Origin of the sequence: Paenibacillus sp. FSL K6-2859, from assembly GCF_038008265.1 — a bacterium.
Lineage (GTDB): Bacteria > Bacillota > Bacilli > Paenibacillales > Paenibacillaceae > Paenibacillus_AQ > Paenibacillus_AQ nitricinens.
In genome coordinates this window covers 5,831,647-5,855,954 of the sequence record NZ_JBBOYU010000001.1, presented here as the reverse complement: position 1 = coordinate 5,855,954, position 24,308 = coordinate 5,831,647, and the positions used below count along the sequence as shown (strand labels likewise).

The following is a 24,308-nucleotide window of genomic DNA, read 5'->3' as shown; positions in this document are numbered from 1 at the left end:
ACATGGATATCCATGTACTCTTTCTTGTTACAACATATGATGGTCATCTGGATTACGTGCCCTGAGCATTGAAACTTACATTGATCGTGGATGCAGAGCCTGAATTAGCTGATTGGTAGGATAGGCGGGTATATTTCAGGAATCTGGCTGGCACTATGACATCGATAGAACCTGCTGCTAAAGGATTATCCCCCGTGGTATCGACAAAATAGTTCGCTCCATCAGCACTGATTTCCACACGTGTGTTGACTGGATTTGCCCCAGTATTGTTAATGAAGAAGGAATACGTTCCCAGCACGCTCGTAGTAACGGCCGGTAGAGGGGTATAGGTATTAGCGGTCGCAATGCCTGTAGTCGTCTGTTCAATAAAGCTGCGTTGGGATATAGAAGTCACACTACTTAGTGTACCGGCAGTAATTGTAGCGCCGAGTACGCTGGTGATAGTTCCGTTAAGGATGTTGGTGACCGTACCTGCGGAAGAGAGAGTACCGGCAGTAATTGTAGCGCCGAGTACGCTGGTAATGGTGCCGTTTAAGATGTTGGTGACCGTACCTGCGGAAGACAGAGTACCGGCAGTAATTGTAGCACCGAGTACGCTGGTAATGGTGCCGTTTAAGATGTTTGTAACTGTACCAGCGGATGATAATGTACCTGCGGTGATTGTAGCGCCAAGTACGCTGGTAATGGTGCCGTTTAAGATGTTTGTAACTGTACCGGCGGATGATAATGTACCCGCTGTGATTGTAGCGCCAAGTACGCTGGTAATGGTGCCGTTTAAGATGTTTGTAACTGTACCGGCGGATGATAATGTACCTGCGGTGATCGTAGCGCCAAGTACGCTGGTAATGGTGCCGTTTAAGATGTTGGTGACCGTACCTGCGGAAGACAGAGTACCGGCAGTAATTGTAGCACCGAGTACGCTGGTAATGGTGCCGTTTAAGATGTTTGTAACTGTACCGGCGGATGATAATGTACCTGCGGTGATCGTAGCGCCGAGCACGCTGGTAATGGTGCCCTCAAGGATGTTAGTAATGGTACCTGCGGAAGAGAGAGTACCCGCTGTGATTGTAGCGCCAAGCACGCTAGTAATGGTGCCGTTTAAGATGTTTGTAACTGTTCCTGCGGATGATAATGTACCTGCTGTTATGGTTGCCCCAAGCACACTAGTGATTGTACCGGCTGTGATTGTAGCGCCAAGCACGCTGGTGATGGTACCCTCAAGAATGTTGGTAATGGTACCTGCGGAAGAGAGAGTGCCCGCAGTGATCGTAGCGCCAAGCACGCTGGTAATAGTGCCGTTAAGAATGTTGGTGACTGTACCTGCTGAGGACAAAGTACCCGCAGTGATTGTAGCGCCAAGCACGCTGGTAATGGTGCCGTTAAGAATGTTGGTGACTGTACCTGCTGAGGACAAAGTACCCGCAGTTGTAGCGCCAAGCACGCTGTAGCGCCAAGCACGCTGGTGATGGTGCCGTTAAGAATGTTTGTGACTGTACCTGCTGAGGACAAAGTACCCGCAGTGATTGTAGCGCCAAGCACGCTAGTAATGGTGCCGTTAAGAATGTTTGTGACTGTACCTGCTGAGGACAAAGTACCCGCAGTGATTGTAGCGCCAAGCACGCTAGTAATGGTGCCGTTAAGAATGTTGGTGACTGTACCTGCTGAGGACAAAGTACCCGCAGTGATCGTAGCGCCAAGCACGCTGGTAATAGTGCCGTTAAGAATGTTGGTGACTGTACCTGCTGAGGACAAAGTACCCGCAGTGATCGTAGCGCCAAGCACGCTGGAAATCGTACCATCTAGGATAATCGTCGTTAGATTTCCGCTGGGATCTGTAGTGAGCGGATGATCAACCAGGGTAGCATCCCGGCCAAATATAAGTGTTCGTAGATTATCAGGATTCGCTTGAAAAGAGCTATAGTTAGGCAAAGTTCCTCGTCCCTTCCTTATAAAATGATCAAGTGATACTTAAATACTGGGCTTGGACGTATACACAATCTTGCCTACACCCGTTGAATGTAGCGTGGAGGCGGTGGTTCGAGTCCACTAGCATTCTCATTTCTTTTAAAGCAACAATCTCTTCTGAATCTATAAAACAATCAAATCGATTCTGGCTGATCTTCAAGCGGAGACTAACAGAGTGAGCTCCCTCATTCTTAACTGAATAAGAGAGAATCGTTTTAGTTCCGCTTTTTTATGTTTTCTCTTGCTGCGCTTTTTAAGCTCCAGGCCAATACGGATTTCATTCACTTCCTACGGAATTTCTGGTGCTCAATCCATGAAAAGGCCCAAACCGTCGTTTGAGCCCTGAGCCTAAATAAACCGCAGTCCAATAAGCCGCAAACCGATAGGGACAATCCTTAGCCATTCGAATGGTGTGATATTAATATATGGTGGGAAAAAGGGGGTGACTGGGCAGGAAAAGCAAAATTACGCACATTCCCACAACCTGTTACTGAGATCGGCATAAAATGAGAAGAAGCATAAGTACGGGGAGGATATCTCATGCCTAACGACTCAGTATTCAATCAGAGCAGCCAGCCACTTTTTACAGAGCAAGTTAACACGTATGTTGCACCTGGTATAGATTCAGCTCCTGAGGGGGGAGCAGCCAAGGCGGGGCTATTGTTTGGAATCCCCTTTACTTCTACGGTAACGACGACTGCCCCCTTAGTAATTCAGATTAGTAATCCGGCAGGAAGCGGACGTACCTTGTATGTATCCCGTGTGACTGCCAGCTCAGCGACGGCGGCTGTTACTTTATCATTACTTCGGAACGCTACGGTCGCCGGGACTACCGTCACACCGATTAATTATAATTTTGGAAGTGCGTTAACTAGTGTTATGACGGCTAGAACCTCAACTGCAGCCCCTACTGGAAGTCCAGCCACGCTAGTATCTCTATTGTTGGCGGTCGGTCCGATCATTGTTGATTTTACAGGGCAAATTGTAGTTCCCCCCGGAAATTCCATTACTACCTCCATTACGATTGCATCGGGGTCCTCGGCGGCAACAACGTCTATCAGCTGGTGGGAATATTAGAAGCAGGAGGGATAAATATGCCTAATCAATTTGTATTTAATGACAACGATCAGCCTCTTTATGTGGATATGGTGAATACCTTCCAAGCGCCAGATATTAGCGCACCGCCTGAAATAAGCGCTTCGCAGGCTGCAGTCTTATATTCAACTAACACATCTGCGTCTAGTTTGGTCGTACTTAGTCTAATCTCCGCAATCGCTTCTATTCGGATTAGTAATGCTTCAGGCAGTGGAAAAACTGTGTATATCTCACGTATAAGCGGCAGTATTGGCGGTTCTTCCCTACTATCAGCAATGTCGGGTAGCTTTACAATTGTAAAAGGAGGGACGGTAACTTCACCTACAACATTAACCCCAACGAATAATAATTTGGGCAGCTCGGCGACGAGTGCGATGACCGTTCAGTCTTCCACAGCAGCCATTAGCGGGGGAACGACGCTTTTCAATTATCAATTGGCACCGGGGGCATTCTCACAGAACTTTACGGGCAGCATCATTGTCCCGCCGGGGACTGCTATTTGTGCTAACGTAACCTCATCCAGCTCCGCCGTAGGTTTAACGATTACCTCAGCGTTGGGTCTTCTTTGGTGGGAGCAATAGCGTTCTTGCTGCGAACCATTCACAGAGCTGAACCTTAACATCACTTGGGTTGAGGTTTTACATAAAAGGATGGAATGTATAGAAAATAAAGGGGATTGGCATTATACAATAAAGTTGTATATCAGATTGGTATGTGAAAAGAGGGACAATTATGGAAAGTTGTTTATTTATTCATGGCTTTACCGGAGGTGAGCATGAGATCTCTCCCTTGTCCCAGTTTATGGAGCAGCATAATTACCGTTCCAGAACGTTTACCCTGAAAGGGCATGGGGGGAGCAGGAATGATTTATTGCATTCGGATCGACATGATTGGCAACAGAGTGCTGAAGATGAATTGACAGAGCTGTTAAAGACGGATGAAGGTGTTCATCTGATTGGCTTTTCTACCGGTGCCCTTATTGCTTCACATCTTTCTGTACGGTATAAACCCTGGATCAAATCCCTTACTTTATTGTCCACTCCCGTATTTCCGCTGAATCCTGTGGAGATTCTTAAGACTCTTGGGAGCTTTTCCATGCTAAAAACGTATATTAATAAAATCACTTCAACGCCCCCAAGGGCGACGAGAGAGTTTCAACGATTGGTCCGGGAGAGTTTTTCAATCTATCCTCATATTGAGACTCCAACCTTGATCGTGCAGGGGAAGCGAGATCATCTGGTGAAGACTCGAAGCGCTGACTTCCTGCAACATACGATTCCTACAGCCCAAAAACAAGTGATAATGGTGGATAACAGTGGTCATATGGTTTGTCATTGTGAAGATAAGGACCGGATAATGAATGAAGTATTGCATTTTATTCAGAGTGTAGGAAGCTAAGCATATAAGGTGAATAATGAACTCCAAAGAGCCCCTAATAAGGAGGCTCTTTTTCTTGGGGATTTTATTTTTTATAGCTTGACAACGTATTCATAATCATGGTAATTTTTAGTAGGGAAACCGGTTTCCCTAAAATTATTTGTTTTTTGTGTTAAAGATATTAAAAACATTAGAGACATCACTGGGCGGGCTTGGTTTTTAATCAAGGAAGTAGGTTTTAGAATGTTTTGAATACGCTTTAATAAGAGAGGGAGATGCACGCAATGAAACGTAGGTTATGGTATGTACCCGTTCTAATTACATCTATTCTTCTTTCTACCGTGATTAATTTGTTTGTCTTAACACCGCAAAAAGCTGAAGCGGCAAGCATCGGCACGATTAATGAGAGCGACACTATTTATCAGATTATGGTTGACCGATTTAATGATGGAGATACTTCCAACAATGCTACGGGTGCGGCAATTCGCTATGGAGAAAACTCTGAGGAAGATTTCCGTTATATGAAAGGCGGAGACTGGCAGGGGATTATCGATAAGCTATCATATATTAAAAATATGGGCTATACCGCGATTTGGATTTCCCCAGTGGCTGAGCCACAAATGACTAACCGGGAAAACAACGGTTCCGGTAAAAATACAGCCTATCACGGATACAACGTTAAGAACCCTAACGCTGCCAATCCATACTTCGGAACGAAGGAGAAGCTGAAGGAGCTTGTGGACTCCGCACATGCACTTGGCATCAAAGTAGTGATTGACGTTGTGCCAAACCACGTCGGTGATTATATGCTAGGTTCCCAAGCCTATTATGATATCCCATCATTGCAGCCAGTGGCTCCGTTCAATAATCCAGCATGGTACCACCATAATGGAGATATTAACTGGTCTCTGGCGGATGGAAGATATGATCAGTGGGCGCAGGATTACTTAGAGAATCATGATTTGGGCGGGCTAGATGACATTGATTTCGATGTTCCTGCGGCTAAGCAGGCGATATTCGATTCCATCAAAGGCTGGTTTGATTATACAGGCGCTGACGGTGCGCGTGTGGATGCTGCCAAGCTGATGAAGCCAACAGATATCGGTGAACTACAAAATTATCTGGGCGTTAATACATTTGGCGAGAATTTCGACGGAAATGTTGAATTTGTCTCACGTTGGGTCGGAAACAACAAGGAATGGGGCATGCTCGATTTCCCAATGTTCTTCTCCGTACTTAACAGTTTTGCTTATGGGCAGTCTTTTGAGTCCAATATCAAAAGCACCTTGGCACAGGATTCCTACTACAATGGGAATGCCAATCACATGGTTACCTTTATCGACAATCATGACCGCAACCGTTTTCTAACGGAAGCCGGGGGAAGCGTTGATAAGCTGCAGAATGCTTTAACCTTTATTTTTACAGTTCGTGGAACACCAGTGGTCTTCCAAGGAACAGAGCAGAACAAAGGCAACGGCAACAGTCAGATCATGGCAGGCGGTATTGCTGATACTTGGAACCGTTGGTCTATGGTGAAACGGGATGCAAGCGGAAACGTAATTGAGAACTATTTTAATGAAAATGCCAGCACCTACAAGCACGTAGCCAAACTTAATGAGATTCGTAAAAATAACCCAGCACTACGTACAGGTACTCAACGTGAAATGTGGGCTGCGCAGAACTTATATGCCTTCTCACGTCGTATCGACACTGGAACTAATCAAGGTCAAGAAGCTATTTCTGTATTTAGTAATCAATCTAGTGGTTCGCAAACGGTAACCATCCCGCTGCGCGCTGAGAGTAGTTTGACCGCAGGGACAGTTTTATATAATCAGCTGAATACTGCAGATACAGTGACTGTACAATCAGGCGGAGTAACTGGAAAGCAAATTACTGTAACTGTAGGTGCAAATTCAGCCAAAATCTATGCGAAACAACAGCAACCTTCAGAAACAGTTCCTCCAACTACTCCGACCAATGTAACGGCAACTGTTCAGAATGCATCTAGCGCTTTGATCAGCTGGACGGCATCTACCGACAACGTAGGTGTAACTGGTTATGAAGTTTATCGTAATGGTGTTAAGGTAGGCACAACGGCGACTACTTCCTATACGGACAATGGTTTATCCGCTAGTACTACCTATAACTACACGGTAAAAGCATTTGATGCCGCAGGCAATCTATCTCTTCTTAGTGCGATTGCGTCTATTACAACACCAGCAGGGAACAGTGTCACGATTTACTATAAGCAAGGTTATACCTCGCCTTATATTCATTATCGCCCAGTAGGAGGTACATGGACGACATCTCCGGGTGTGGCTATACCAGTATCTGATGTAGCCGGATACAACAAAATAACGATTAATATCGGCTCCGCCAGCCAGCTTGAAGCATGCTTTAACAACGGCAGTGGCACATGGGACAGTAATGGGGGGAGCAACTATCTATTCGGTACTGGAACCTGGACTTATACGCCAACAGGAAGTATTACATCGGGTGGGCCAGTGACACCAACACCAACACCAACACCAACACCAACACCAACAGTAACACCGACACCGACACCAACGCCAACAGTAACACCAATACCAACAGTAACACCAACACCAACACCAACGCCAACAGTAACACCGACACCGACACCAACAGTAACCCCAACACCGACGACTACACCGACTGGCAACACTGCAACGATCTATTATAAGAATACGGCTTACAGTAGCTCTTATATTCATTACAAGCTGGATGGGGCGACAGTCTGGACGACGGCTCCTGGTGAACAGCTTCAAGCTTCTTCTTTCCCAGGATATAAGTCGATTACAATTCAGCTGGGCACTGCTGCCGGACTGACCGCAGCCTTTAATAATGGCAGTGGTACATGGGATAACAACGGCAGCAGTAATTACCATTTTGATGCTGGAACCTGGAGTCTGGTGAACGGAAGTATTAGCGCAGGGGAACCTCAAGCAGACAGTGTGACGTTTCGTGTAAATGTTCCAGCGTCTACTCCGGCGAGCGGACCTCTGTATCTCACCGGTACCTTCAACAGCTGGAATGCAGCGGATCCAGTCTATCAACTGACTAAAGGTAGTGATGGGGTATATTCCATCACACTGAGCTTACCAGCAGGAACAGCGGTGCAATATAAAGTTACGCGGGGCGCTTGGACTAATGTGGAGGTAAACTCGAACGGATCGGATATTTCCAATCGAACGCTTACACCAGCAGGCGGCGCACAAACAGTGAATCTGACCGTTCAGCGTTGGAAAGATCTATGAGTTGCTACTCAAGTGGATCATAATACCTTTCACATGACAAGGAGCGGCCCCCGTGTGGGGCCGCTCCTTGGTAAGTAGTATGAAGCATTTTCATTGCAGAAGATACAGAGTAGTCCAATTACGAAGTTACTCCAGAGAATTTAGTTCTCATCGTAGATTCACGAGGAATTAGTTCTGGCTCTAGTAGCAAATGTTTGTGGGGCGCATCATTGCCACGAATGCGTTCCATCAGTAGCTGCCCTGAAGATACACCCAGCTTGAACGTATCGATATTAAGCGAAGTTAAAGGAGGTGTTGTGTAACGAGACAACGGATATTCATCAAAAGCGGCGATGCCGAGTTCTGATGGAACATCAATTCCGAGTGCTTTTGCGGCTTGAAGTACCCCAAAGGCTACATAACTGTTCATACACACTACAGAGTCTGGACGTTTTTCACGCTGCAGAAGCTCAAGTGCTGCATGATAGCTATCATGTTCATCAGCCTTGCAGTTAATGATCCATTGCTGAGGAACGATAAGGTCAGCCTGCTGTAATGCGCTTAAGTATCCACTTAGGCGATGTGAATAAATTTTTTCCTGCTGCTGCCCGCCTATGAAGGCTATCTTTGAATAACCTTGTTCGATGAGATGCTCGGTTAGCATGCTGCCGCCTGCTTCATTATCGAAATCAACCCAACTTCCGGGGGCCATAATCTCTCCAATGGAGATGTAAGGAAACTCCAGTTGATTTAGTTCTTCAGAAAGTTCTTCAGTCAGCACGGAGTTGTTGGCAATAATACCGTCGACACGTTTGCTAAACACAAGCCTATTTAGAAAATGGCCTTCTGGACTGCTATGTTGCACATTGGAAATGGTCAGCTCGTATTTTAAAGGTGCAATTACGCTCTCGATTCCACCAATAATGTTGTAAAAGAATTGGTTCAGAAACTCACTTTCTTTAGACATATCGACCAGTAAGCCAATATTGCAGCTGCTTTGTCTAGCTAACCCAGTAGCGATACTGCTTGGCGTGTAATTCATTTGCTTGATAATCTCTCGAACCTTTTGTTTCGTTTCCTGCGATATTTTTGGGGAATCATTTAGTACTTTAGATACAGTGGATTTGGCCACATTTGCTGCTTTAGCAATATCAGAAATCGTAACTTTCATCGTCGTCCCTCATAACTTGAAAACGGTATTTGTAACCATAATAACACAAATTTAGCAGTCTCTCTAATGATGAATGAACAGATAGATAGAACGATAAAAGTATAGAAGGAGTTCATAAGTTATGTCTCAATCCTGGTTTATATATCATACGAGCGAAGATCCATTTGCCTATCCTGTAGGTACAGGGACCCTGAAGCTCAGATTATTTACACAAGCTGGACAGCAATTATCCTGTACCGTAATCCACTCGGATCGTTATGATTCTCCGGGGCAAGAAGTTCCTTTGCAGATGGAGCGGATCGGGTCGGCCGGTATTTATGAGATTCACGAAGCAATTATTCAGACCAGCACTAGAAGGAGCAGGTATCTATTCCATGTAGCGAATGCTGCGGGGCAATATGTCTGGTATGGAGAGAGGGGCGCGTCGGAGAATCGGGAACGTGCAGGTTCTTTTCAATATGCATACATTCACCATTCTGAGGCTATGAAGTTACCTTTATGGAGCCAGGATGCGGTGACCTATCAAATTTATCCTAGCAGCTACAATGGTGGAACTCTAAAAGGCATTACGGACAAAATACCTTATCTACAGCAGCTTGGTGTGAACACTATTTACATGACGCCTGTATTTGCGTCTCCTTCTGAGCATAAATATAACACCTCCGATTATTATAAGATCGATCCTGCGTTTGGCGATGTAGAGGGGTTGAAGATGCTAGTCAGTGAGGCACATCGTCATGGAATTAAGGTCATTTTGGATGCCGTGTTTAATCATTCGGGAGATCAATTCTTTGCGTTTAAAGATGTAATGGAAAAGGGCGAGCAGTCTCCATATAAAGATTGGTTTTTTATTCGTTCTTTTCCCATTACACAGACGACTGCCCCGAATTATGAAACATTCGCTAAAGCTGAAGCGCATATGCCTAAGCTGAATATGGATCATCCTGACACGGCTAAATATATGATAGAGGTTGCGAAGTATTGGATTCGTGAAACTGCGATCGATGGCTGGCGTCTTGATGTAGCGAATGAGGTCAACCCGGATTTTTGGTCCCGGTTTCGGCAAGAGCTCAAGTCTGAATTTCCTGAAATTCTACTTATTGGAGAGATAATGCACGCTTCTGGGCCTTGGCTTAGAGGGGATCAATTCGATGGTGGCATGAATTATGTGCTTCGGGATGCTATGCTGGAATTCTTTGCAGAGCAGTCAACAGGGCCAGATCGCTTTATGGAGCAAGTACTCCATCAGGAGGCGTTGTATAATGACCAGGCCAATTCGGCGATGTTTCAATTGATTGGCAGTCATGATACGCTGCGTTTTCTTACAGCATGTAAGGAAGGGGGACGTGGCTGGGACCGTGAGAGTACGGCAATACAGCGCATGAGGTTGGCCGTTTTTTTTCAGATGACTTATATCGGTATTCCGATGATCTATTATGGGGATGAGGTTGGGATGGAAGGAGCTACGGACCCTCACTGTAGAAAAGCTATGGTATGGCAAGAGCAAGCTCAAAATACTGCGCTGCTGAAGTGGTATCAAGAGCTGATTTTCCTGAGAAAAAGCTGTGATATTCTACGAAAAGGTAAGTTTCGTCCTTGGTTCACGGATGAAGTCCGTAATGTCTTCGGTTATATACGGGGGACGGGTCAAGAGAAAATAGGTTTAATTATCAATAATTCTCCGAACGCGTACGAGCTTGAGCTTAATGCATATCGTTCAGATAAGAATTTGCTAACCGATTTAATGTCAGGAGCTACTTTTAAAAATAATAACAAGCTTATATTGAGCATTGAACCGTTTGGTTGCTTGATGTTGTACTAAAAGGGTATAAGGCCTCTCTCTGAAGAAAGGGGCCTTATTGTTGTTCTTAATTCGTAGCACTTTTTTTATTTTTGTTCTTTCTGTCTCTATACTCCTGATTCTCCCATTGTTTTAGTAGTGGGAAGGGGTCAAAAGCCCATTCCGTAATCCCTCGGTCACGATAGATGCCAAAATGTAGATGTGGCGGGAATTTCCCTTGTGTTCCTGGATTACCGTAACCGGAGCTGCCGACCCAGCCAATGATCTCACCTGGTGAGACGATATCTCCACGTGAAATGGATTTGTTATACCCGGATAAGTGGGCGTAATAATGGTAACGGTTCTCGATATCGCGAATTCCAATTCTCCAGCCCCCATAGCGGTTCCAGCCTTTAGTTTCCACTAAGCCAATGCAGGTACTGCGTACCGGCATACCTTGCGGTGCAAAGAGGTCAGTTCCTTCGTGGATACGTGCCCCACCCCAGCTTCTGCCGGTTCCCCAGGTGCTACGATAAGAATAAGAATTACTTAAGGGAAGTGGAAAAGCATTACCTGATAGGTCAAGCCGCCCAAAATGTTCATATAGCTTGGCGAACTGAGCTATGCGCTGAGAGGCACGACCATTGTGATAATACTCCCAAATGCCAATGCTAAAATCATTAGCTGAATCACCATATTTCTGCAAGTGTCTAGCCATACTATATAGAACATCAGCATCATTCTCTGGATCGGCGATTCCATCTCCTGAGCCATCACGGCCGAAGCCGTTAAAGAAGGTGATGGATTCAGGAGAAGTATCCTCTTGATCCGGGTTGAGTGGACCGGACCATACGGGTGCTGGAATCATGATTCCAGTAAGACGGTTAGTGGCTGGTTTGTCTGAGGCCCCTTTTTTGGCGATGGTGCGTTCATATTGATCAATGGCTGCGAATCTAAACCAAGGGATTCCAGTGGCTGCGCTCAGTTGATCATAAATTCCCCTACGGGCAGACCATATGGATTCTTTGCTAGCATTAACAGGATTGCCGCTGCTTTCCACCGGTTGGACTGTAGCCTGTACTGCAGCTGCTGGAACGGGAAGGCCTAAACCACCCCAAAGGATAGCGGCCGCGGACAGACATAACATAGTTCTCCGGTGATTAGTATTCTTAAATAGGGCCAGCAAGATAACAGCCTCCTTTTGTCCGGGCGTAGAATTGAATGTAGGCACTTCGGATGAAGCTTTTATTATAGATTGAAGCAAAAGGCTACTTTTTATCCGTTCTTGTCTAAAGGTACCAGTAAATTCTTCGCCGGAATCGAAGATGGCAGACCCTGCATATTTCACAAAAACAGGCAATTGTAAAGCGCACATGGTATAATATGAGGCAGCATCTTTCATCTGCAGCATCACATTCAGGAGGAAGCGGGGTTTATTATTTTGACGAATAAAACAGCAAAGCAGCCTAAGCCGGATTGGATTAGAATCAAGCTAACTACCGGTGATAACTATCAGGAAATCAAGAGCATGATGCGTTCTAAAACTTTACATACCGTATGTGAAGAAGCTAGGTGTCCGAATATTTATGAATGCTGGGCCAATCGAACGGCTACCTTTATGATTCTTGGAGATATATGTACTCGCGCATGCCGTTTCTGCGCTGTGAATACAGGGCTGCCGACAGAGTTGGACCTGCAGGAACCTGAACGTGTAGCAGAAGCTGCAGAGAGTATGAACCTTCGCCATTGCGTGGTAACCAGTGTGGCCCGCGATGATCTTGCGGATGGTGGCGCCCAGATTTTTGCTGAGACAGTAGCGGCAATTCGTAAACGCCTTCCGTTATGTAGTGTTGAAGTACTGATTCCAGACTTCTTGGGAGAGCGGAATAGTCTAGAGATTGTCATGAACAGTAATCCAGACATTCTTAACCATAATATCGAGACGGTGGAACGGATGTCAGACCGTGTACGGGCTAAAGCGAAGTATCGCCGTTCGATGGAACTGCTGCGCAGAGCCAAGGAAATGAAACCGGATATTCCTACCAAATCAAGCATTATGCTTGGGGTCGGTGAAGAGTGGGATGAGATTTTACAAGCAATGGATGATTTACGAGCCGTAAATTGTGATATATTGACTTTAGGACAATACTTGCAGCCTTCTCCAAAGCATTTAAATGTGGAGAAATATTATCCACCAGAGGAATTTGCGCTGCTTAAGGAAGAGGGATTGAAGCGCGGCTTTAGCCATGTGGAATCAGCCCCGCTTGTTCGCAGCTCTTATCGTGCGCATGAGCAGGTGAAATCCGCCGCTCAAGCTCGTGAGGAGCGCGTGGTTTCTTCTAGTTAATTTTTTTATTTTTCAAGGTAGCAGGGGGCTGAAGGAGCGAAGCGATCTGAGTCTCCCACCCCTAGGTTACACATAAAAAATCGTTGATTTGAGTCATTGGAGAGAAATGTTGGAGCTGTAGGAGCGTTAGCGTTCGCCTGAAAGCTTTCCGAAGGAAAGCTAGCATCGTAAGCATACACTGTTGATTGATTTCAACCGCTGATGCGGTTCAAATAAAAGAAATTAATCAACAACAGCGACCGAAAGCCCAATATTTCTCGGAAATGACGGTATAATCAACGCACCCTCCCCACAGAAAGGCAGGCGACAAAAGGTTTGATCGTTATAGGCGGAAAAGGCTACGAACTAATGTTAGATCATAAGGATGGTTGGAATCCGGAGGCGTTTCGCGGAAGATATAGCGAAGTGCTGGAAAGATACGACTACATTATTGGTGACTGGGGTTACAGTCAGCTGCGTTTGAAAGGCTTTTATCGGGACAACCACCCAAAGGTGAATCGGGATACAGCGATTTCTGGTATGGTCGATTATATTAATGAATATTGCAATTTTGGCTGCGCATATTTTGTGTTGCATAAGTTAAAAGAGGTACCACAAGAAGGTTTGTTCAAGGATATTCTGATCAAAGAAATACCAGAGCCGAGTGAGGAAGAAGATTCGGAGCTAGAAGCTGAAGATAATGATGGAGCGGCTATAGATAAGGAGCTTTCCTCTAAAGAACCATCATCTAAGCAAGGCTCGAATTCATCTGCTGCATTTAAAGAAATGACTTCTGCTAAGGAACGACCTTTGAGAGAACATCAAAGCCGAAATCACCGGGGGAAAGATTCGCAAGGGAAGAAATCCAAAAAGGAATTTCAAAGCAGACCACCCCAAGGTCAATCCCAAAAGCCCCAACATACACAAAAGCCTCAAAATAATCAGAACACACAGAACACAGAAAACACACAAAACACACAAAACACACAAAACATAGAAAATCCACAATCTTAATGATTAAAGCTGACCATAAGTAGAGTCCTTCTACGAATGAGACAGCTTTTTTCTTTTGAATAGACAGGTACAAAAAAGGCAGCAAACCTCCATCTCCGGAGAATTGTTACCTTTTCTTATGGATTATTTTATAGATAATTTCAATTGCTTCTGTGTAGCATTGTAACTCCATACGAGGGCCGGAAACTTCTTCTTAAAGGCATTTAATTCAATGTAGGTCTCACCATTCTGAGATAGCGCCTCTTTGGAGGAAAGCGTAAAGCCGGTGGACGCGCCTGTTCCGCTCTTTACGATGACCTTCTTGTTCTTGGCATCCCAGGTGATTTCGCCCTCGACAAGTGCAGCCAGCACAAGCGATGAAGCATAAGTTTTATCACCCTGTTTCACAAGACCAACATTACCAGCAAAAGGAACGCCATTGATATTTAAGATATGATGATCTCCGGTGACTTCTAAAGTCTTCATTCCAGCAATCTGCAGGGCGGTAATCAGCTGTGCAGTTTTTCCCTTTACCTCAATATCCGGTGCGAGACCGATGTGATTAAAGTCTTCTTTTTTAGGTGTTAGATATTTCTGCGTGGTCAATTTCAGCATGTCGCCATTAGACACTGGAAGTAGGCTTTGAATACGCGCTTTGCCGTAAGAACGAGTGCCTACAACAGTAGCCAGCTTGTTGTCGCGCAGGGCCCCCGTAAGAGCTTCCGACGCACTTGCAGTGTATTCGTTGGTTATAATTACGACGGGCACACCAATTTTGCTGCCACTAGTAATCGTAACAGGAGTTAACGCGCCACTTTGATCAGAGGTATACATCATGATGCCTTTATCCATAAAACTAGAGGCAATGTTGTATGCCGAATCCATGTAGCCACCCAAGTTATCACGTAAATCAAGCACCATGGATTTCATGCCCGCTGCACGCATCTTCTTCAGCATAGCGGCGAATTCTTCATCAGAATTCTGTGTGAAACCACTTAGTGAAATATAGGCAATCTTCGGACCAATGAGGGTTCCAAAAACGGAAGTCGAGTTCAATTCATTTCGGGTGACAATATAAGATTTTGTGACCCCATTTCTGAGGATCAGCAGGGTGACCTTAGTGCCCGCGGCTCCACTCAGTTCCGAATCATCCGTTTCGTCAACAGGTATTCCGTTGATTTTGAGAATCGTATCGCCGCGTTTCAAGCCTGCCTTTTCAGCAGGAGAACCTGGAGAGATTTCTTCGATGTAGAGCTCTATCGGCGTATATTGAAGTTTAACACCGATTCCAACGTATTCGAGATCAACCGCATGTTCAAATTGCGCCGCTTCCTCGGAATTGAAGTATTGGCTGTATGGATCATCCAATGTGTTCACCATGCCGTCAATTGCTCCGCGAATCAAAATATCTTTATCTACATCTGAAAGGTTATAGTTCTCCAATAGCTTCATTACTTCATTAATAAGATCACTGTTGTCTGTGGAAGCTTTAGCGGCATCTGCGGCGGAAGCCAGTGGAGCAAATGTAATAGATAAAGCTAGACAGCTGGTTAACAGTGCACTTATTATTTTTTTTGATTTCATGGAATCAAACACCCTTTTTATTAGGATTTCACAAGTTTATTGTAGACGTTATATGTGTCATCGATTGTCCATATACCGGCATCCGACTTGGATAGAATATAGATAAGGCCTTGCTCATAAGTCTCTTCTTCACTAGCTTCCTTGTCTTTGCTTTCTACATATATAGCAGCTTCTTTGGCACTGTAATAATAAATATTTGAAATGCCTGGAGTATAGGTAATATCATACGAAGCAAAGAAATCGTCCAAATCTGCCTTAAGAGAGGAATCATATTCTTCTCCATAGGAAGTCATCGTGGAAAGAACTGCTGTAGGATTCTGTTCGTTCATTGCTTGATAATACTTCTTAACAGTACCTTTGATGGCATCCGCATCGTTTTGAGGGATGTTGGCTGCTGGTTTTATACCTTGTTCATGCGTAAGGAGAATGGTCGAACTTTGGGATTCCACGGATGAGATCTTCCAGCTTCCGTTCTTGCGGACCAGGGTATATACGTATTCATTCTCTGTATCAGGAGTATAAGCCCCACCTATTCTGCGAGAACTTTCAAGTGTATACACAGTGGCTTCGTCAGCCTTTATGTCGAGGATTTCCAAGCTATCAATCGTATTCTTTATGTCGAAAGCTTTAAAAGATTCCTTGAGCTCGGCCACTGATGCTGCGTCAGAGGATTCCTCCATAAGGGAATAGAAGCTAGTCGCATTTTCTTCATTGAAATATTTATTAGCCAAACGAACTAATGCTGTAATGGCTGCTTCGTCCTTATCTTTGGAGACAGGAGTAGTAATCTGTACACTTCTATTGGTGGAATTCCAGACGGCCGTACCCCCGGTTGCCTCAGCAATAAAACGCAAAGGGATGTATGTAGTGCCAGCAGAGGAAACTGGTGCAGTGGTTAGTTTTTTAACGGTTCCATTAACAGTAGCACGATTACTGCCAATTTTGAGGGTAATCGCAAGATTTGAGCCTTTACCTGTTACTGTTCCAGTCTTAGCATCCCAGAGCACTTGAAGTCCAAGCTTCTCAAAGACAACCCGGAAAGGTACAAGTACAGAATTGTTCGCTAAGTATGGGGATCCAGCGGTGAAGGAAACCTTACTTCCGTTAATATAAACATCAATGGGTTTCGAAGCTGCAAAAGCCGGGACTGCAAGTATAAGGGCCAGTAGACTTATGCTAATGAGGGATAAAAATTTTTTCAACAGTACTCTCTCCTTTTATGTAACTCTTTGTAAAATAGCCTCATTATACCATTTGGCTTCTCTCTCAGTCTATCAGTTGGTGTTAGTTTTGTCACACAAAAAAGCCGGAGAAATGGATATCTCCAGCCACTGAAAATCGTTGGATCGAAGGTTAATCTTAAACCAAAAAAGCTTCACGTACACGGTTCCAGAACGGAAAAGGACGGTACCGGGCGAAACTGACCTTCTTGTCCGATACTTGGCAGCGTACTGAAATCAGATCATCTACCGGGATATTATTATGATCTATCGTGAGTAGTAAGCGCTGATCCTTACATGAAAGAATATCGCAATGGTGATGCTTCGGCAGTAGTAATGGCGACCCCATTGTTCGAAATACACGGTTGTTAATGGAGGCGATTTCGGCAATCTGCAGCGCTTCTATAGATGGGTGAACCATGGCTCCCCCAAGGCTTTTGTTATAGGCCGTGCTACCAGAAGGAGTAGAAATACAAAGTCCATCACCCCGGAACATTTCGAAGGTAACATCATTGATGTCAACTTGAATCATTATAGTTCCATCTACCCCTTTAAGGGTGAATTCATTTAGGGCAATGTGGGACGAAGAACCGGATTTCTTGTGAATTTCCAGCTCAAGTAACGGATATTTCACGATACGAGGTTTCTGAGGCTCAGAATCTTCGGTTCCGCACATGTAGTCGATTAACGTGGGAAGCTCTTCGGCTTGCCAGTCCGCATAGAAGCCTAAGTGTCCTGTGTGCACACCTACGAAGGCTAGATTGGGAATTTGATCGATAAAGGTATGAAAAGCGTGCAGCATTGTGCCGTCTCCGCCAATAGAGATGACGATTTCGGGAGACTCGGCATCCAGTTGCAGGTCCCGCTCCGCCGCCAGCTTGTGAAACTGCTCGGCAAGTTTGATTGATAGTTCATCACCGCGGTCCAGAACATAATATCTCAAGATGTACAGGCTCCTTTTGTATAATTCAGTCATACACCGATCATAATCAATCTTGACCCGGAACACAATATGTTAATCAACTTCGCCGTACCCATCGAATCATTGTAATGAATACAGGGATAAGCAGTGAGACTAGAATTGCAGCTGTTAATAATAGGCTCAGCAGGGCGAGGCTTGCCGTGATCCCTGAGGCAGAAGGAGTAAAGGCAGTAGAGGCTGGTAATGATATCCATGCGGTAGACAGTCCTGTGTTCATCACAGGCTTCCAGAGCAGCAAGACCAATCCTGATGCGAGTATGGCGTGAATTAGCCGTGCAGTCAAAAATGGCAGATACCGAAGTCCCGTACCGTTCAGAATACTTGCCACCTGGGCATGTACAGATAATCCGCCCCAGGAGAGGATGAAGGCAGCAGCTGCTACCTTGAACTGAAGCGGGATGGAAGCTGCGGCTTCACCTGCTGAACGGGCACCGATCGTCACCTCAAAGAATCCGCTAATGAGAGCCTGAGCTAGTTCTGGAGGACCACCTACAAGGGACACAAGATGTCCTGTCATGTTAAAGAGGGAGGATAGGATACCGGCACGGGCCAGCAATTCCATTAGCACATTGAAGAATACAACCAAACCGCCTACGACAATAATAAGCTTTAGCGAGGACTGGATTGCTCCCTTTAAGAGCTCCCCAAAGCTCCGTCCATCTTTACGCCGAGCCTCCTCCATGGCAAGAAGTGCTGCATGGATTCTTCCAAAACCTTTTTTGGCTGGAACAGAGGGGGCAGTAGAACTAGTTATGGATGGGTCTTGGGAGGGGGATCTCTGTTCTTTGCGTCCATGGAACGACATTAGCAAGCCAACAATCAAACCGCTTCCATAGTGAGCGAGGGCTAGGATGAGCCCCAACGATGCGTCTCGAAAAAAGCCTACAGACACTGCGCCTAACAGAAAGATTGGATCAGAGGAGGTTGTGAAAGCGACTAATCGTTCTCCCTCTACTCTGCTAATCAGATTCTGTTCCCGCAGCTTAGCGGTTAATTTAGCGCCAACAGGATATCCTGATACATATCCCATCGCAGCGACAAAACCGCCGCTTCCCGGTATACCAAAAAGAGGGCGCATCAATGGATCTAGCAGTGCACCGAAGAGATGAACGATCCCTAGGCCTAGCATGATTTCGGATATGACGAAGAATGGAAATAGGGAGGGGAATAACACATCCCACCAGATGGCCAGGCCTCGTAAGGCTGCGCCAAGGGATGCCTCCGGATGAAGCAACATCAGCAGCATACAGCCCGCCAATATTAATCCCAGCAGTGGGCCGCCAATCTTTTTAAAAGTCATAATTAACGCCTCCTGATCTATGGTTAGATGTATGCGAAAAGAAGGACAAACAGCACAAAAAAAATAAAGGAAGCGGTTACATAAATCGGTGCTTTTTCGCTCGGAATATGATATTATGTAAATAAGAAATGCACCCTCTGTTACAAGAATAAATGGGATGGAGTGATGGCGATGAGCGTTGTAGCCGGAGTTCTCGTTTGTGCTTTTGTATATGTGATCCGGGTCTCTCTCGTCCCTGCAGGTGATGAAGAATTTCGGACCTACTGACAATAACCTCCAGGCGCTAAACTATAGTTTAGCGTCTTTTTTCTGCCGTTTAGGGGCACTTTCGACGGATATCCGAGCCGTGCTTTTTTTTGGTATAATAAAATAAGAAACGTTTCATTAATATGGAAGAGAGCTGGTTACCTCAATGAATCCAAATGAGAGTATATATGAGAACTTAGGAGGAGCTGAAGCGCTACATCGATTGGTGGAAGTGTTCTATGCCAAAGTGCAGCTTCATCCGCAGCTGGGTCCGTTATTTCCTGAAGACATTTCTCCTGTTCTGGAGAAGCAGTATCAATTCCTGACACAGTTTTTTGGCGGTGGCCCATTGTATTCAGAACTGCATGGACATCCCATGATGAGAGCAAGGCATATGCATATTCCCATTACTCCAGAACGTGCTGAAGAATGGTTGCAGTGTATGAAAGAGGCGCTTGTGGAGACCGGCGTAGAAGAGCCGCTGCGTTCCTTCGTGCTTAGCCGCCTTGCAGGCCCCGCACATCATTTTGTTAACATGCCCCAGGAATAATAAGGGACAGGTTGATCCTGAAAGGAATGAGAGTACTTGCCAGACTTAATACCCCTATATTCTATTAAGGTCAAATGTTGCAATTGTGAACATGGATTTTCAACCTCTCGCGTACGCCCTAGTCTAAAAAAGGCTATTCGCCGCGATGCTGATTTTTGTGCATATTACAAAAACGAGAATCCGGATTATTATGTTGTACGTGTCTGCCCAAGTTGTGGGTTTGCCTCTACAGAAAATTCAGCGGACAAGCTGACGGATCTGCAGCGAAAAGCATTTAATGAACAGGTAGGAAAACGATGGAAGAGCCGTGACTTTGGGGATAAACGAAGCTGGGAAACTGCACTCGAGACCTATAAACTGGCGCTTTTATGTGCTCAAAGTATTAACGATAAGGATCGAATTATTGCAAGTCTGCTTCATCACATTGCCTGGTTGTACCGGTATCAAGGGAATACGGAACAGGAACAACGCTTTTTGCGCTATTCATTAGCTGAATATGTGAAGGTATACGAAAAAGACGGAATAGCTGGCAATGATGCCCGGCTCATGTATCTTATCGGCGAACTTAACCGGCGCATCGGAGAGTTCTCTGTGGCTGTAATGTGGTTCTCCCGCCTGATTAATGATCAGAAGATTATGGATGCTGCGATGATTCGAGCTGCCAGGGAGCAGTGGGTTGTGCTAAGAGAGCAAATGCGCGGCGAAGCTGTAGATATGGATGCCGATGGATTGCCTTCAGGTTCTTAAAGCTTTACAAACAACAAAAAGCGCAGAAGAGAGTAATGCTCTCGTCTGCGCTTTATAAAAATGGTAAGATTGGGATTTAGATGAACTTCTCTTTATCGAACTGCCCGATCGAATAGGAGGTAATCTCCGTCGTTATCTACAACTGTAGGGCTAGCGCTGCAACATGGGAAGACAAGTAGTTTTTTCTTGCCGTCACGAACGATTTGCAATTCTTTTGGCTTCATAGGGAGAAGAACATTCTCCGAGTTGCAGAAAGGGCAATACTGCACATACATATCGCCTAAAATAATGTCATAAGGCCAGGTATGACTAAAAGGAATCATTGTGAATCCTTTCCAGAAGGAGACTCTTCATTTCCATCCTCAGCTTGCGGTGAATTCTGCTTTTTGGATAGCTCAGCTATTTTTTGCAGTAAAATATGTTGGGGCATATGCATCAAGTGTTCCAGTGGAACGCCTAGTTGCTTGGATAACGTTATGGCTGTTTCCGGTGAAATTTGTAGTGGCTTCATATGGATGCCCTCCTAAAGTTTATCGGCTATGAATGTTCCGGTATCGTTATTCACTTTACCATGGTGTTAAGTCAATTACAAAGAAAACCAAATGAGAGCAAAGGAATGGTGAGAAGACATGAAACAACCATTATCACTGACTTGGGAACTTGATTCCATATTTCATGGAGGATCGTCCTCTACTGAGTTAGAAAGCTTTTTAAAGAATCTTGAACAAGATATTGCAGCCTTACAGGGTCTGGTGAAGAATGCCGTAGCTCCAACGGATGTTGAGTCTACAAAGGCGCTGGACAAGGTTATAGAACTGCTTCAGAGCTGTTCAGGAAGACTTGTGGAGGTCTCTTCCTTCGCAGACTGTCTGGGCGCTCAGAATCAAATGGACAAAGGTGCGGTAAGACTGGCGGCTCGAGTGACAAGTATGCGTGCCGGATTCGAAGGCATTAACTCACAATTCAGTAACGTGCTTCGTCAGACTACGGACAAGGTATGGGCAGAGTGGATGTCACGTCCTGAGATTGCTCCATTAACGTTCGTGCTGAGCGAGAGCCGTGACTTGGCCCGTGAGAAGATGAGTCCAGAGTTAGAAAGCTTAGCGCTTGAACTAGCCGTTGACGGATATCATGGATGGAGCGGGCACTATGATACGATTGTAAGCTCGATTAAGATCCCATTTGAGGATGAAGAAGGAACAAAGCTGCTCTCCGCAGGTCAAGCTTTTAACAAGCTGGATGATCCAGATCCGAAAGTACGTCAATCCATGTTCCATAAATGGGAAGAAGCATGGACCGAAGCAGCAGATAACTGTGCGGATACCTTGAATCACTTAGCCGGCTTCCGTCTGAAGCTCTATAAAGGAAGAGGTTGGGAAGATATTCTGAAAGATCCACTGAGCATCAATCGCATGTCACAAGATACTTTGAATGCGATGTGGGACGTGATTACGAATAGCAAGCCTGCACTCGTGACCTATCTTCAACGTAAAGCCAAGCTGCTTGGACTGGATGCTCTTTCCTGGGTAGATGTCGAAGCGCCAGTGGGTAAATCTTCAGGTAAAATCCCATATGATCAGGCTGCTAAAGATATCGTTACCCAGTTCCGCAAATTTAGTCCGAAGATGGCAGAGTTTGCAGAGCGTGCTTTTGATCATAACTGGATTGAGGTGGAGGATCGTCCGGGGAAACGTCCTGGAGGATTCTGTACTTCCTTCCCTGAGAGTAAGGAATCGCGGATTTTCATGACTTATAGCGGTACAACTTCCAATGTTTCAACCTTGGCGCATGAGCTGGGACATGCTTATCATTCTTATTTACTGGATGATCAACCTGTATTTAATCAGAACTACGCTATGAATGTTGCAGAGACTGCTTCAACCTTCGCAGAGGTCATTGTGTCTGACGCTCAGGTTAAAGCCGCTAGCAACGCTGAAGAGAAACTGGCGCTGCTTGAAACGAAAATTCAAAACAGCGTAGCCTTCTTTATGAACATTCACGCCCGATTCTTATTCGAGACTCGTTTTTATGAAAAACGTAAGGAAGGCCTTGTAAATGCTGAGGAGCTGTCTGAATTGATGGTGGAAGCACAGAAGGAAGCCTTCTGTGGGGTGCTTTCGGAATACCATCCCCATTTCTGGGCTTCTAAACTGCATTTTTATATCACCGATGTGCCGTTCTATAACTTCCCTTACACCGTTGGCTACATGTTCAGCACAGGCTTGTATCGACTGGCTCTGCAAGAAGGAGCGTCCTTTGCAGACAAATACGATAGCTTGTTGCAAGATACTGGTGTGATGACTTTAGAGGATTTGGTACTTAAGCATCTGGGTGTGGATCTTACGAAGCCGGACTTCTGGCAAGGTGCTACAGATCTGATTGTAGCTGACATTAATGAGTTCTTGGAGATGACGGAGCAATTAGTTTGAAAAAGTCTAAACTAAGACAAATTTAACGGTAGAAAAAACAATAATTTTTCAGCGTGAACACGCAAAAGCCCCTGAAACAGGGGCTTTTTTTAATGATAAAATGTCGAAAAATCACGATTTATAAAAAGAAATATGCGATTAATCTATGGATTTTGCGCATACATAGGGATAATAACCCAATTTTGCCGAATAATGTTGTTTGCCATTTGTCAGTAACCTATAATGAGTCTTAAGACTTATATAAGGCGCGCTAGAATACCACTTGGCTAAGCTCACAAAACTAAGCAAGCGCTTACGAAGTCAGTTCTGCGAAGTGAATTTGAATGAAGCTATGCTCACAAAACGAAGTAAATGCTTTCGAAGCAAGTTTTGTACGAAGTGAATTCGAATGAAGCTATGCTCACAAAACTTTTAGGAGGAAAAGTAATGCTTAAGACGGAACAACTATCATTAGCGAGACAGATGGACATGGTGTTTAAGGAGCTACAGGAAGAATTATCGGGATTAACTTCTGGTACGGTTTTTGTGCAAATACGAAATAACATGATCGGAAAATTCGGGATACGACATAATCCTCTTTCTGGGCGAAGTGGGGGATTCACTGATGCAAAAGAAGGGATGACAGATGGACAGCAGTCTTCTTTTCGACTAATGGCGCTGGAAAGCCTGAAATACAAGCGGCGTTGGACGCATGGCGAAATTTCTTATGAATTCGCCATTAGACAGGGAATGGTGATTGTAGATGCTACATTGGAGTCCAATTATAATATGGCAAATCTAATGATTCGATCGCCTCGTAATGCCTATGCTGAAAGCTCTGAACAATTTTTCGGTTAAGCGTTGTTTACATAAAATTTCAATATATTGTGAAAATCAAAAACCCTCCCACAGCTTCAGAAAGAAGTGTGAGAGGGCTCAAAAGCTACTCGGCTTTAGGCTTTATACCTAGCCGGATAAAACACTTAAGATAACGTTGTTACTGACGACCAGACAGTTGTTGTTCTGCCAGTTGTACTAGACGTTTAGTGATGTAACCGCCCAGAGAACCAGTTTCGCGAGAAGTGTAGTTCCCGTAATAACCGTCAGCTGGGATCGTTACTCCAAGCTCCTGTGCTGCTTCATATTTCAACTGTTGCAATGCTGCAGTTGCTTGAGGAACGACCAGGTTATTGGAACGGCTGCTACGACCTTGACCTGCTTGACCCATGTGTGTCACCTCCTTCGCCCGTTGTGAAGATAGTATGAGCGCTAAGAGGTTAATTCATGCATCACTTCGAAAGGTTTTA

General features: G+C 45.0%; 22 protein-coding genes. 12 read left to right on the top strand and 10 right to left on the bottom strand.

The annotated features are described in order from the left end of the window. Window positions 1-52: 52 nt before the first annotated feature. The gene (locus MHB64_RS26110) at window positions 53-1,441 is read right to left on the bottom strand and encodes a DUF6385 domain-containing protein (protein ID WP_341135695.1); all 1,389 of its coding nucleotides are present in this window, start codon (window positions 1,439-1,441) and stop codon (window positions 53-55) included. Window positions 1,442-1,465: 24 nt separating this feature from the next. On the opposite strand from MHB64_RS26110, the gene MHB64_RS26105 reads away from it, so the two are divergent. From MHB64_RS26105 to MHB64_RS26085, 5 genes are all read left to right on the top strand, one after another. Next, on the top strand, window positions 1,466-1,849 hold the full coding sequence (locus MHB64_RS26105; protein ID WP_341135694.1) for a hypothetical protein: 384 nt from the start codon (window positions 1,466-1,468) through the stop codon (window positions 1,847-1,849). Between the two features lie 656 nt (window positions 1,850-2,505). Further along, a complete protein-coding gene (locus MHB64_RS26100; protein WP_280787907.1) occupies window positions 2,506-3,042 on the top strand; it encodes a hypothetical protein in 537 nt (178 codons plus the stop codon). A gap of 17 nt (window positions 3,043-3,059) precedes the next feature. Continuing rightward, on the top strand, window positions 3,060-3,641 hold the full coding sequence (locus MHB64_RS26095; RefSeq protein WP_094874793.1) for a hypothetical protein: 582 nt from the start codon (window positions 3,060-3,062) through the stop codon (window positions 3,639-3,641). Between the two features lie 151 nt (window positions 3,642-3,792). Further along, window positions 3,793-4,458 carry an alpha/beta hydrolase gene (locus tag MHB64_RS26090; protein WP_341135693.1) on the top strand — a complete coding sequence of 222 codons (666 nt, stop codon included), beginning with the start codon at window positions 3,793-3,795 and terminating at the stop codon, window positions 4,456-4,458. A gap of 263 nt (window positions 4,459-4,721) precedes the next feature. Further along, window positions 4,722-7,715 (top strand): carbohydrate binding domain-containing protein, encoded by a 2,994-nt coding sequence (locus MHB64_RS26085; protein WP_341135692.1) that lies wholly within the window; start codon window positions 4,722-4,724, stop codon window positions 7,713-7,715. Window positions 7,716-7,833: 118 nt separating this feature from the next. Here the strand turns inward: MHB64_RS26085 and MHB64_RS26080 are convergent, their stop codons facing one another. After that, the gene (locus MHB64_RS26080) at window positions 7,834-8,865 is read right to left on the bottom strand and encodes a LacI family DNA-binding transcriptional regulator (protein ID WP_341135691.1); all 1,032 of its coding nucleotides are present in this window, start codon (window positions 8,863-8,865) and stop codon (window positions 7,834-7,836) included. Between the two features lie 121 nt (window positions 8,866-8,986). On the opposite strand from MHB64_RS26080, the gene MHB64_RS26075 reads away from it, so the two are divergent. Next, a complete protein-coding gene (locus MHB64_RS26075) occupies window positions 8,987-10,687 on the top strand; it encodes a glycoside hydrolase family 13 protein (RefSeq protein WP_341135690.1) in 1,701 nt (566 codons plus the stop codon). Between the two features lie 46 nt (window positions 10,688-10,733). On the opposite strand, the gene MHB64_RS26070 is transcribed toward MHB64_RS26075, so the two are convergent. After that, window positions 10,734-11,792, bottom strand: a complete 1,059-nt coding sequence (locus MHB64_RS26070; RefSeq protein ID WP_440962445.1) for a M23 family metallopeptidase — start codon at window positions 11,790-11,792, stop codon at window positions 10,734-10,736. Window positions 11,793-12,086: 294 nt separating this feature from the next. Here MHB64_RS26070 and lipA point away from each other — a divergent pair, with 294 nt between their 5' ends. Further along, on the top strand, window positions 12,087-12,992 hold the full coding sequence (gene lipA, locus MHB64_RS26065; protein ID WP_341135688.1) for a lipoyl synthase: 906 nt from the start codon (window positions 12,087-12,089) through the stop codon (window positions 12,990-12,992). A gap of 348 nt (window positions 12,993-13,340) precedes the next feature. Beyond that, window positions 13,341-13,985 (top strand): YutD family protein, encoded by a 645-nt coding sequence (locus MHB64_RS26060; protein ID WP_445671622.1) that lies wholly within the window; start codon window positions 13,341-13,343, stop codon window positions 13,983-13,985. Between the two features lie 123 nt (window positions 13,986-14,108). Here MHB64_RS26060 and MHB64_RS26055 read toward each other — a convergent pair whose 3' ends face one another. From MHB64_RS26055 to ylbJ, 4 genes are all read right to left on the bottom strand, one after another. Then, window positions 14,109-15,548: a S41 family peptidase gene (locus MHB64_RS26055; RefSeq protein WP_094873290.1), complete on the bottom strand. Its 1,440-nt coding sequence runs from the start codon at window positions 15,546-15,548 to the stop codon at window positions 14,109-14,111. A 20-nt stretch (window positions 15,549-15,568) separates the two neighbouring features. Then, entirely contained in the window at window positions 15,569-16,750 is a 1,182-nt protein-coding gene (locus tag MHB64_RS26050; RefSeq protein ID WP_341135687.1) for a copper amine oxidase N-terminal domain-containing protein, read from the bottom strand. A gap of 157 nt (window positions 16,751-16,907) precedes the next feature. Beyond that, on the bottom strand, window positions 16,908-17,711 hold the full coding sequence (locus tag MHB64_RS26045; RefSeq protein WP_042191633.1) for an NAD kinase: 804 nt from the start codon (window positions 17,709-17,711) through the stop codon (window positions 16,908-16,910). A 76-nt stretch (window positions 17,712-17,787) separates the two neighbouring features. Continuing rightward, window positions 17,788-19,050, bottom strand: coding sequence for a sporulation integral membrane protein YlbJ (gene ylbJ / locus MHB64_RS26040; protein ID WP_341135686.1), 1,263 nt, complete (start codon window positions 19,048-19,050; stop codon window positions 17,788-17,790). Between the two features lie 412 nt (window positions 19,051-19,462). On the opposite strand from ylbJ, the gene MHB64_RS26035 reads away from it, so the two are divergent. After that, complete coding sequence (locus MHB64_RS26035; protein WP_042130923.1) at window positions 19,463-19,846, top strand: globin domain-containing protein; 384 nt, start codon at window positions 19,463-19,465, stop codon at window positions 19,844-19,846. A 36-nt stretch (window positions 19,847-19,882) separates the two neighbouring features. Then, window positions 19,883-20,593, top strand: coding sequence for a DUF2225 domain-containing protein (locus MHB64_RS26030; protein WP_341135685.1), 711 nt, complete (start codon window positions 19,883-19,885; stop codon window positions 20,591-20,593). 92 nt (window positions 20,594-20,685) lie between these two features. Here the strand turns inward: MHB64_RS26030 and MHB64_RS26025 are convergent, their stop codons facing one another. Continuing rightward, the gene (locus MHB64_RS26025) at window positions 20,686-20,916 is read right to left on the bottom strand and encodes a hypothetical protein (RefSeq protein WP_042130921.1); all 231 of its coding nucleotides are present in this window, start codon (window positions 20,914-20,916) and stop codon (window positions 20,686-20,688) included. Beyond that, the gene (locus tag MHB64_RS26020; RefSeq protein ID WP_042130920.1) at window positions 20,913-21,104 is read right to left on the bottom strand and encodes a YycC family protein; all 192 of its coding nucleotides are present in this window, start codon (window positions 21,102-21,104) and stop codon (window positions 20,913-20,915) included. The genes MHB64_RS26025 and MHB64_RS26020 overlap by 4 nt, the downstream gene beginning before the upstream one ends. 118 nt (window positions 21,105-21,222) lie before the next feature. On the opposite strand from MHB64_RS26020, the gene MHB64_RS26015 reads away from it, so the two are divergent. Continuing rightward, window positions 21,223-23,022 (top strand): M3 family oligoendopeptidase, encoded by a 1,800-nt coding sequence (locus MHB64_RS26015; protein ID WP_341135684.1) that lies wholly within the window; start codon window positions 21,223-21,225, stop codon window positions 23,020-23,022. A 426-nt stretch (window positions 23,023-23,448) separates the two neighbouring features. Further along, the gene (locus tag MHB64_RS26010; protein WP_094873297.1) at window positions 23,449-23,859 is read left to right on the top strand and encodes an O-methyltransferase; all 411 of its coding nucleotides are present in this window, start codon (window positions 23,449-23,451) and stop codon (window positions 23,857-23,859) included. A 139-nt stretch (window positions 23,860-23,998) separates the two neighbouring features. On the opposite strand, the gene MHB64_RS26005 is transcribed toward MHB64_RS26010, so the two are convergent. After that, entirely contained in the window at window positions 23,999-24,229 is a 231-nt protein-coding gene (locus tag MHB64_RS26005; protein WP_042130917.1) for an alpha/beta-type small acid-soluble spore protein, read from the bottom strand. Window positions 24,230-24,308 lie beyond the last annotated feature (79 nt).

Excerpts from the sequence above, each read along its gene's own strand:
- MHB64_RS26100 (WP_280787907.1), top strand. The coding sequence starts at position 2,506 with ATGCCTAACGACTCAGTATTCAATCAGAGCAGCCAGCCACTTTTTACA.
- MHB64_RS26025 (WP_042130921.1), bottom strand. The coding sequence starts at position 20,916 with ATGATTCCTTTTAGTCATACCTGGCCTTATGACATTATTTTAGGCGAT.
- MHB64_RS26060 (WP_445671622.1), top strand. The coding sequence starts at position 13,341 with ATGTTAGATCATAAGGATGGTTGGAATCCGGAGGCGTTTCGCGGAAGA.
- MHB64_RS26070 (WP_440962445.1), bottom strand. The coding sequence starts at position 11,792 with ATGTTATGTCTGTCCGCGGCCGCTATCCTTTGGGGTGGTTTAGGCCTT.
- MHB64_RS26095 (WP_094874793.1), top strand. The coding sequence starts at position 3,060 with ATGCCTAATCAATTTGTATTTAATGACAACGATCAGCCTCTTTATGTG.
- MHB64_RS26005 (WP_042130917.1), bottom strand. The coding sequence starts at position 24,229 with ATGGGTCAAGCAGGTCAAGGTCGTAGCAGCCGTTCCAATAACCTGGTC.
- MHB64_RS26010 (WP_094873297.1), top strand. The coding sequence starts at position 23,449 with ATGCTTAAGACGGAACAACTATCATTAGCGAGACAGATGGACATGGTG.
- MHB64_RS26035 (WP_042130923.1), top strand. The coding sequence starts at position 19,463 with ATGAATCCAAATGAGAGTATATATGAGAACTTAGGAGGAGCTGAAGCG.
- MHB64_RS26020 (WP_042130920.1), bottom strand. The coding sequence starts at position 21,104 with ATGAAGCCACTACAAATTTCACCGGAAACAGCCATAACGTTATCCAAG.
- MHB64_RS26105 (WP_341135694.1), top strand. The coding sequence starts at position 1,466 with ATGGTGCCGTTAAGAATGTTTGTGACTGTACCTGCTGAGGACAAAGTA.
- MHB64_RS26075 (WP_341135690.1), top strand. The coding sequence starts at position 8,987 with ATGTCTCAATCCTGGTTTATATATCATACGAGCGAAGATCCATTTGCC.
- MHB64_RS26080 (WP_341135691.1), bottom strand. The coding sequence starts at position 8,865 with ATGAAAGTTACGATTTCTGATATTGCTAAAGCAGCAAATGTGGCCAAA.
- MHB64_RS26085 (WP_341135692.1), top strand. The coding sequence starts at position 4,722 with ATGAAACGTAGGTTATGGTATGTACCCGTTCTAATTACATCTATTCTT.
- MHB64_RS26090 (WP_341135693.1), top strand. The coding sequence starts at position 3,793 with ATGGAAAGTTGTTTATTTATTCATGGCTTTACCGGAGGTGAGCATGAG.
- MHB64_RS26015 (WP_341135684.1), top strand. The coding sequence starts at position 21,223 with ATGAAACAACCATTATCACTGACTTGGGAACTTGATTCCATATTTCAT.
- ylbJ (WP_341135686.1), bottom strand. The coding sequence starts at position 19,050 with ATGACTTTTAAAAAGATTGGCGGCCCACTGCTGGGATTAATATTGGCG.
- MHB64_RS26055 (WP_094873290.1), bottom strand. The coding sequence starts at position 15,548 with ATGAAATCAAAAAAAATAATAAGTGCACTGTTAACCAGCTGTCTAGCT.